Origin of the sequence: Methylobacterium sp. WL103, from assembly GCF_008039885.1 — a bacterium.
Taxonomy (GTDB): Bacteria; Pseudomonadota; Alphaproteobacteria; order Rhizobiales; family Beijerinckiaceae; genus Methylobacterium; species Methylobacterium cerastii.
The window spans coordinates 1-7765 of sequence record NZ_VRUX01000169.1 but is presented as its reverse complement, the minus strand read 5'-3'; the positions used below and the strand labels follow the sequence as shown (position 1 = coordinate 7765).

The 7765-nt window shown below is 70.5% G+C and carries 4 protein-coding genes and 1 pseudogene; 3 read left to right on the top strand and 2 right to left on the bottom strand.

Features of this window, described 5'->3' with window-relative positions; translation table 11 throughout:
- Positions 1–150: pseudogene (locus FV222_RS31145) on the top strand (ferredoxin--NAD(+) reductase); the annotation flags it as partial.
- Between the two features lie 265 nt (positions 151–415).
- Here the strand turns inward: FV222_RS31145 and FV222_RS12305 are convergent.
- On the bottom strand, positions 416–2962 hold the full coding sequence (locus FV222_RS12305) for a glycogen/starch/alpha-glucan phosphorylase (protein ID WP_187277317.1): 2547 nt from the start codon (positions 2960–2962) through the stop codon (positions 416–418).
- Between the two features lie 322 nt (positions 2963–3284).
- On the opposite strand from FV222_RS12305, the gene FV222_RS12300 reads away from it, so the two are divergent.
- Together FV222_RS12300 and glgA are read left to right on the top strand one after the other, a co-directional pair.
- Entirely contained in the window at positions 3285–4871 is a 1587-nt protein-coding gene (locus FV222_RS12300; protein ID WP_147814444.1) for an alpha-amylase family glycosyl hydrolase, read from the top strand.
- A gap of 175 nt (positions 4872–5046) precedes the next feature.
- Positions 5047–6582, top strand: a complete 1536-nt coding sequence (gene glgA, locus FV222_RS12295) for a glycogen synthase GlgA (protein WP_147814443.1) — start codon at positions 5047–5049, stop codon at positions 6580–6582.
- A 33-nt stretch (positions 6583–6615) separates the two neighbouring features.
- Here glgA and FV222_RS12290 read toward each other — a convergent pair.
- On the bottom strand, positions 6616–7765 hold a 1150-nt coding region (locus FV222_RS12290; RefSeq protein ID WP_147814441.1), incomplete at its 5' end, for a DUF2142 domain-containing protein.

Sequence of the window (7765 nt, the reverse complement as noted above, 5' to 3'; positions counted from 1 at the left end):
GTGCGGCCGGGCCCGCTCACCGCCCACCTTCCGGCGCTCCGAGCCACCGACGTGGTGCACGTGGCCGGCGACAGCTCGACCGTGGGCGCCGTACAGGTGCTGGCCGCCGCCGTCGGCGCTCGGTGCTACCCGGTTCTAGTCGACGCGTAGACCGCGCGCCGCCCCGCTTTCTTTGACGCTTTCGGGCCGCGGTGTTTCACGCATCGCCGCGCGACGGTCCCGGATGGATCGCTCGAAGCACCGCGCGGCCCCCTCTTTCATGGGGAGAGGGTCCGGGTGAGGGGCGTAACCTCTCCGGACGGTTCTCGTCCCTCACCCTGCCCCTCTCCCGCTCGGGAGAGGGGACCCGCGTGCGACCTGCACGGTTGAGGAGGCCGTCCGCCCCGACCCAGGATCGAAACCGGCGAAGCCGCGCTTAGACCTGCACCCGCCAGATCTCCTCGGCGTATTCCCGCATCGAGCGGTCGGAGGAGAACCACGCCATGCGCGCGGTGTTGCGGATCGCCATGGCCCACCAGCGCGCCTGGTCCTTCCAGGCGGCGTCGATCTCGCGCTGGGCCCGCCAGTAATCGTCGAAGTCGACGGTGAGCAGGTACTGGTCGCGGTGGCGCAGGTCGTCGGTGAGCGGCCGGAAGCGGTTCGGCTCGTCGGGCGAGAACCGGCCCGAGGCGATCATGTCGAGGGCGGCGGCCAGGCGCGGCGAGGCCTGGATCGCCTTCTGGGCGTAGTTGGTTTCGGTGATGCGCGCCTGCACGCCGGCGGCGTCGAGGCCGAAGATGAAGATGTTGTCCGCGCCGACGTGGTCGCGGATCTCGATGTTGGCGCCGTCGAGCGTGCCGACGGTGAGCGCGCCGTTCAGCGCGAGCTTCATGTTGCCGGTGCCCGACGCCTCCATGCCGGCGGTCGAGATCTGCTCGGACAGGTCGGCGGCCGGGATGATCGCCTCGGCGAGGCTCACCGAGTAGTTCGGCAGGAACACCACCTTCAGCCGGTCGGCGACCTCGGGGTCGTCGTTGACGGTCTTGGCGACGTCCAACGCCAGCTTGATGATCAGCTTGGCCTGGCTGTAGCTCGGCGCCGCCTTGCCGCCGAAGATCTTGACGCGGGGCGTCCAATCCTTGTGCGGCTCGGCCTTGATCGCCTGGTAGAGCGCCACCGTCTCGATGACGTTGAGCAGCTGGCGCTTGTATTCGTGGATGCGCTTGATCTGCACGTCGAACAGAGCCGAAGGGTCGACCTCGATTCCGGTGCGCTCGGCAATGATCTCGGCGAGCGCCTGCTTGCGGCTGAAGCGCGCCGCCGCGTAGCGCTTCACGAAGGCTGGATCCTCGGCGAAGGCATCGAGGCCGCGCAGCAGGCCCGGGTCGTCGAGGACGCCGGATCCGACGGCCTCGACCGCGAGCCGGGTCAGGCCGGGGTTGGCGTTGTGGAGCCAGCGGCGGAAGGTGATGCCGTTGGTCTTGTTGACGATCTTGTCGCCGTCGAGGGCGTGCAGGTCGCGGAACACCGTCGAGCGCATCAGGTCGGTGTGGAGCGCGGAGACGCCGTTCACCCGGCGGGCGCCGTGGAAGGCGAGGTGCCCCATCCGCACGCGACGCCCCTGCGATTCGTCGATGAGCGAGACCGAAGCGAGGTGGGCGGCGAAGTTCGTCTCGCCCTGCCGGCCGTGGCGGCCCTGCTCTTCGAGGTGCATCCAGTTGATCAGGTAGATGATCTGCATGTGGCGCGGCAGCAGCCGTTCCATCAGCTCCACCGGCCAGGTCTCGAGGGCTTCCGGAAGCAGGGTGTGGTTGGTGTAGTGCAGCGTGTTGGTGGTGACGTGCCAGGCGTCCTCCCACTGCAGGCCGTGATCCTCCAGCAGGATGCGCATCAGCTCCGGCACCGCGATCGCCGGGTGCGTGTCGTTGAGCTGGATCGCGGCGTGGTCGTGCAGCGAGCGAACGTCGCCGCGCTCGGCCACGTGCCGCCGGACGAGGTCCTGCAGCGAGGCGGAGGTGAAGAAGTATTCCTGGCGCAGGCGCAGCTCCTGGCCGGCGGTGGAGGAATCGCTCGGATACAGCACCCGCGAGATCGCCTCGGCCCGCATCCGGGCGGAGACCGCGCCGACGTGGTCGCCGCCGTTGAACTGCGCCAGCTCCACCGGCGCCTCGCTCTCGGCCTTCCAGAGCCGCAGCGTGTTGACGGTCTTGCCCTTCCAGCCGACCACCGGCACGTCGTGCGCCACGGCCAGCACGGTCTCGGCGGGATACCAGTGCCGGCGGATCACGCCGTCCGACACCGCGGCCATGGTGACGTGGCCGCCGAAGCCGATCGTGTAGGTCGCGTCCGGGCGCGCGAACTCCCACGGGTTGCCTTCCGCGAGCCAGGTCTCGGGCGCCTCGCGCTGCCAGCCGTCCTCGAAGGTCTGCCGGAACAGGCCGTGATCGTAGCGGATGCCGTAGCCCATCGCCGGGATGCCGATGCTCGCCATGCTCTCCATGAAGCAGGCCGCCAGCCGCCCGAGGCCGCCGTTGCCGAGCGCCGCGTCGGGCTCCGCGCCCTCCACGGTGCCGAGGTCGACGCCGAGGCTCTGCAACGCGGCGCGGGTGGTCTCGACGAGGCCGAGGTTGTTCATCGCATCGGACAGAAGCCGACCGATCAGGAATTCGAGGGAGAGGTAGTAGACGCGCTTGTTCGGCACCGACGCGTCCGTCGCCTGGCAGGCGTCGACGATCCGGTCGCGCAGCGCAAGCGCGGTGGCGGCGAACCAGTCGCGCTCGCGCGCCGTCTCGGGGGTCTTGCCGATGGCGTAGGCGAGCTTGCCGCGGATCGCCTCGCGAAGGTCGGCGACGGCGTCGCCGGAGGCGGGCTGAGCCGGCTTGTCCCAGACGGCGGGCTCGCGGAACGTCGCATGGGTCGTCCGCTCCGGTGCGTCGGACCGGTCTTCACCGGGTGCGGGTGCCAGAATAGCGTCTTTCAGCACGTGCAATCCCCCATCGTCCGCGCCGGCGCGTCTTCGCGTCTCGAGCGCCACTTGCGTCCTTCGGCGGTTCTCGACCTCGCCACCTGAGGATCGACGATCCTGCGGTCGCTCACCGGTCTTGTCGAGGCGTCGCCGGGGCCCGACCACGTCGGCGGCGGCGATCTCGTCCGCCTTTGTGTCCTTTCAGACACAAGCACCGTCGCACCCAAACCCGACAGGACTTTGTCACGCCGGTGTTGAACTCTGGGTGAACCCTGGTCCCATCGCGCCCTGCCTGCGGAGGCGCTAAAGCCGGGGCCTGTCAACTTCGGGGATATCGTCCATGGCCGACACCGTCTGGTGGAAGCGCGGCACCGTCTACCAGGTCTACCCGCGCTCGTTCCAAGACACGGACGGCGACGGGATCGGCGACCTGCGCGGGATCACGGCGCGGCTCGAACACCTCGCCTGGCTCGGGGTCGACGCGGTCTGGATCTCGCCGATCTATCCCTCGCCGATGGCCGATTATGGCTACGACGTGGCAAATTACTGTGAAATCGACCCGCTCTTCGGCACGCTGGCAGACTTCGACGACCTCGTTGCAGAAGCCCGCCGGCGGCGACTGAAGGTGATTCTCGACTTCGTGCCGAATCACAGCGCGATCACGCATCCGTGGTTTGCCGAAAGCCGCGCCTCGCGAACGAACCCGCGGCGGGACTGGTACATCTGGCGCGATCCGGCGCCGGATGGCGGCCCGCCCAACAACTGGCTCAGCAACTTCGGCGGCCCGGCCTGGACGCTCGATCCGGCGACCGGGCAATACTACTACCACGCCTTCCTGCGCGAGCAGCCCGACCTGAACTGGCGCAACCCGGAGGTCCGCGCCGCCATGCACAACGCCCTGCGGTTCTGGCTCGACCGCGGCGTCGACGGCTTCCGCGTCGACGTGATCTGGCACCTGATGAAGGATGCCGGATTTCGCGACAACCCGGAGAACCCGGACTTCTCGCCCGAGCAGGCGGAGATCAACCGCTTCGCCCAGGTCTACTCGGCCGACCGCCCCGAGGTCCTGGACGTCATCGCCGAGATGCGCGCGGTGCTGCGCCCCTACGGCGAGCGGGTGCTGATCGGCGAGATCTACCTGCCGATGGAGCGGCTGATGGCCTATTACGGCCCTGATCTGAGCGGCGCCGACATGCCGTTCAACTTCCAGTTGATCCAGACGCCGTGGAAAGCCGAGGCGGTGTCCGACCTCGTCGCGAACTACGAGGCGGCCCTGCCCGAGGGCGGCTGGCCGAACTGGGTGCTCGGCAACCACGACCAGCCGCGCATCGCCGCCCGCGTCGGACCAGACCAGGCGCGGATCGCGGCGATGCTGCTGCTGACGCTGCGCGGCACGCCGACGCTGTACTACGGCGACGAGATCGGGCTCGCCCACGTGCCGATCCCGCCGGACCGGGTCCGCGACCCGTGGGAACGCAACGAGCCCGGCCACGGCCGCGACCCCGAGCGCACGCCGATGCAGTGGGACGGCGAGACCCATGCCGGCTTCTCCACTGCCGAGCCCTGGCTGCCGCTGTCGCCGGATGCGGCGACCCGAAACGTCGACGCCCTGCGCGACGACCCGACCTCGATCCTCACGCTCTATCGTCGGCTCCTCACCCTGCGCCGCGAGCACGCGGCCCTGTCGGTGGGCGGCTATCGCGGCGTCGCGGCCGGCGCCGCGGACGTGTTCGCCTACGAGCGCTTTTCCGCGGATGGCGTGTTCCGCATCCTGCTCAATTTCGGCGAGGCGGCGCACGCCCTCGACCTGAAGGGCGACGAAGCCTGGACGGTGGTGCTGTCGACCCGGGGCCATCGCGGCGGGGAGCGCACCGCCGCAACGGTCGAACTCGGGCCGAACGAGGGGCTGATCCTGCGCAGGATCTAGGCGCGCGAACGCTTATGCCGCAGTGCAATGCGATGAACCGCCCATTAACGGTCTGGTGGCCTAGAGTGTGCGTCGCAGCGGAAACCGGCGGGGCACGAGGGCGTTGGCAATGTCGAGATCGGTTGCGGATGAAGCGGTGCGCCAGGACCGTTCCGCACGGCGCGGAAATCCCTTGATGGTCGAGCCCCAAGCGTTCCATTCCGCTTCTGCGAACGCCCTCCGGCCGATCCCGACGCCGTCGAACGCCCTGCCCGACCTTCGCACCGCACTGCAGCCCCGCATCCTCTACGCCACGCCGGAGATGGCCGACTTCGTCAAGACCGGCGGTCTCGGCGAGGTGGCCGGCGCGCTGCCGCGAGCGCTGCGCAAGCAGTACGACGTCCGCGTCCTGATCCCCGGCTACCGGCAGGTGGTGGAGGCGTTCCCGTCCATGCCCGTGGTGGCGCGGCTCGACGGGTTCGCCGGCGTCCCGCCCTGCGATCTCGGCCTCGTCGAGACCGGCGACGGCCTGCGCATCTACGTCCTGCTCAGCCCCGACCTGTACGAGCGCGACGGCACGCCCTACGGCAACGCCGACGGCGACTTCTCCGACAACGACCTGCGCTTCGCGCGGCTGAGCCTCGCGGCCGCAGAGATCGCGCAGGGTGCCGACCCCGCCTGGGCCGCCGACCTGCTCCACCTCAACGACTGGCAGTCGGCGCTGGCCCCGGCCTACCTCGCCTGGCGCCGCATCCGCGTGCCGAGCGTGCTGACGATCCACAACCTCGCCTACCAGGGCTTGTTTCCGCGTGAGACCATGGCCCGCCTCGGCATGCCCGAGGACGCCTTCGACATGAACGGCGTCGAGTTCTACGGGCAGCTCTCGTTCCTGAAGGCGGGCCTGTACTACGCCACCCACGTCACCACGGTGAGCGAGACCTACGCCCGCGAGATCCTGACGCCGGATTCCGGCTGCGGCCTCGACGGCCTGCTGCGGACGCGGGCGGCGCAAGGCCGGCTCGCCGGCATCCTCAACGGCATCGACGAGAGCTGGGACCCGCGCACCGACCCGCACCTCGCCACCCGCTTCGAGGCCGACGACTGGAAGGGCAAGCGCGCCAACGCCGAATCGGTGCGTGGCCAGTTCGGGCTCGCGGTCTCGCGCGGGCCGCTCTTCGCCATCGTCTCGCGCCTCGTGCACCAGAAGGGCATCGACCTCTCGATCCAGGCCGCGGAGACCATCGTCGCCGAGGGCGGCCAGCTCGTGGCCATCGGCCAGGGCGAGGCCCGGTTCGAGGATGCGCTGCGCGGCCTCGCCCGCCGCCACCCGGATTCGGTCGGCGTCCACGTCGGGTTCGAGGAGCGGGACGCCCGCCGGATGTTCGCCGGCAGCGACTTCCTGCTGATGCCGTCGCGCTTCGAGCCCTGCGGCCTTGCGCAGATGTACGCCCAGCGCTTCGGCTCGCTGCCGATCGTGCGACGCACCGGGGGCCTGGCCGACACGGTCGAGGACGGCGTCACCGGCTTCACCTTCGCCGACCCGTCGCCGCGGGGCTTCACCGGCGCCGTCCGCCGGGCGCTCGACACCTTCGCCCAGAAGAAGCGGCTCAACGCCATGCGCCGGACGGCGATGTCGCGCACCTTCGGCTGGGACGAGGCCGCCGCCAACTACGGCGATCTCTACGGCCGCGCATTCGGCAACGGTTCCGCCCTACGCTGGCGCGCCGCCTGAGGCACCGGGCACCACGTCACCAGATCGCGAACGTCACAGGGTCGCGAACGGCACAACGGCGAGCCCGATGGCCACGAGCGCGATCGGCGCGAACCGGAGAACGCGGCGCCGTGATCCGGTCGCGGCGTTCGCCATTGTGAGCGCGAACAGCGGCAGGATCGGCAGCAGGTAGCGCCCCTGCGGGCCGTCGATGCGGGGATCGCCGACATTCGTCCAGCTGAGATACTGCGACAGCAGGACGACCCACAAAGCGAGCCCGGCGGCGAACGCCAGCAGCACGAACGACGCCCCGCCCTCGCGTCGTCCTCCGGAGCCGGCCGCTGCCGCGGCGAGCGCAGCGATCCACAGCCAGACGACGATTTTGGGCAGGTGGCGATCGTGCCAGCCGAGGATGCCGACCGTGCCCTCGGACAGCATGACCAGGTGCTTCACCGAAAGGAGGAAGCGCGCCGGCACGGTGACGAAGCGGACCGGATCCGCCGTCAGCACGCGAAGCTGTGCTGCCGGATCGGTGCCGAGGAACGTCGCCGGACGCTCGCCCGGCCAGAGCGGACCCGCCTCGTAGGCCGCGCGCGGCACCGGCGTCGCGATGGTGGCCGTGGCGTACACGGTCCAGAGGGCAGCCGGCAGCACCACCGCCGAGACCACCGCCAAGCGTGGAAGCAGCCCGGCGCCGACCTGCCGCCAGGTCCCACTTGGGAGCGGCAGAAGCAGCATCAGCGCGATCGGCGCGTAGGGCGGCTTCGCCAGCAGGATCAGGGCGACGAGCACGGCCGCGGCGGCGTAGCGCCGTCTGCCCGGCGGCGCATCCGCCTCGCCTGTCAGGAGTGCGGCGGCGAGGATCGCGGTGTCGACGATCAGGCCGTCCTGGTTGAACGAGGCGGCGAGCGACAGCGCCATCGGCAGGGTGAGCACGGCGAAGAGCCAGGCCCGCCCGCGCCGCGCCAGCACGAGGGCGCAGGCGCCGACCAGCCCGTAGGCCGCGACATTGAACAGGCGTCCGAGCCGGGCGGAGGCGCGGGCCGACAGGTCGAGGGCGTGGCCGAGCCCGAGACCCGCGGCCGCCGGCCCGTAGAAGACGGGGACGTAGGTGGCGATCGTGTAGAGTGGCGCGAAGGCGCCGGCACCGCCCCAGGGACCGGTGCCGACCGCCGGATCGACCGGCGCCGCCGCGATCCGGGCG

Coding starts and splice junctions, on each gene's coding strand:
- FV222_RS12300 (WP_147814444.1), top strand. CDS start 3,285: ATGGCCGACACCGTCTGGTGGAAGCGCGGCACCGTCTACCAGGTCTAC.
- glgA (WP_147814443.1), top strand. CDS start 5,047: ATGGTCGAGCCCCAAGCGTTCCATTCCGCTTCTGCGAACGCCCTCCGG.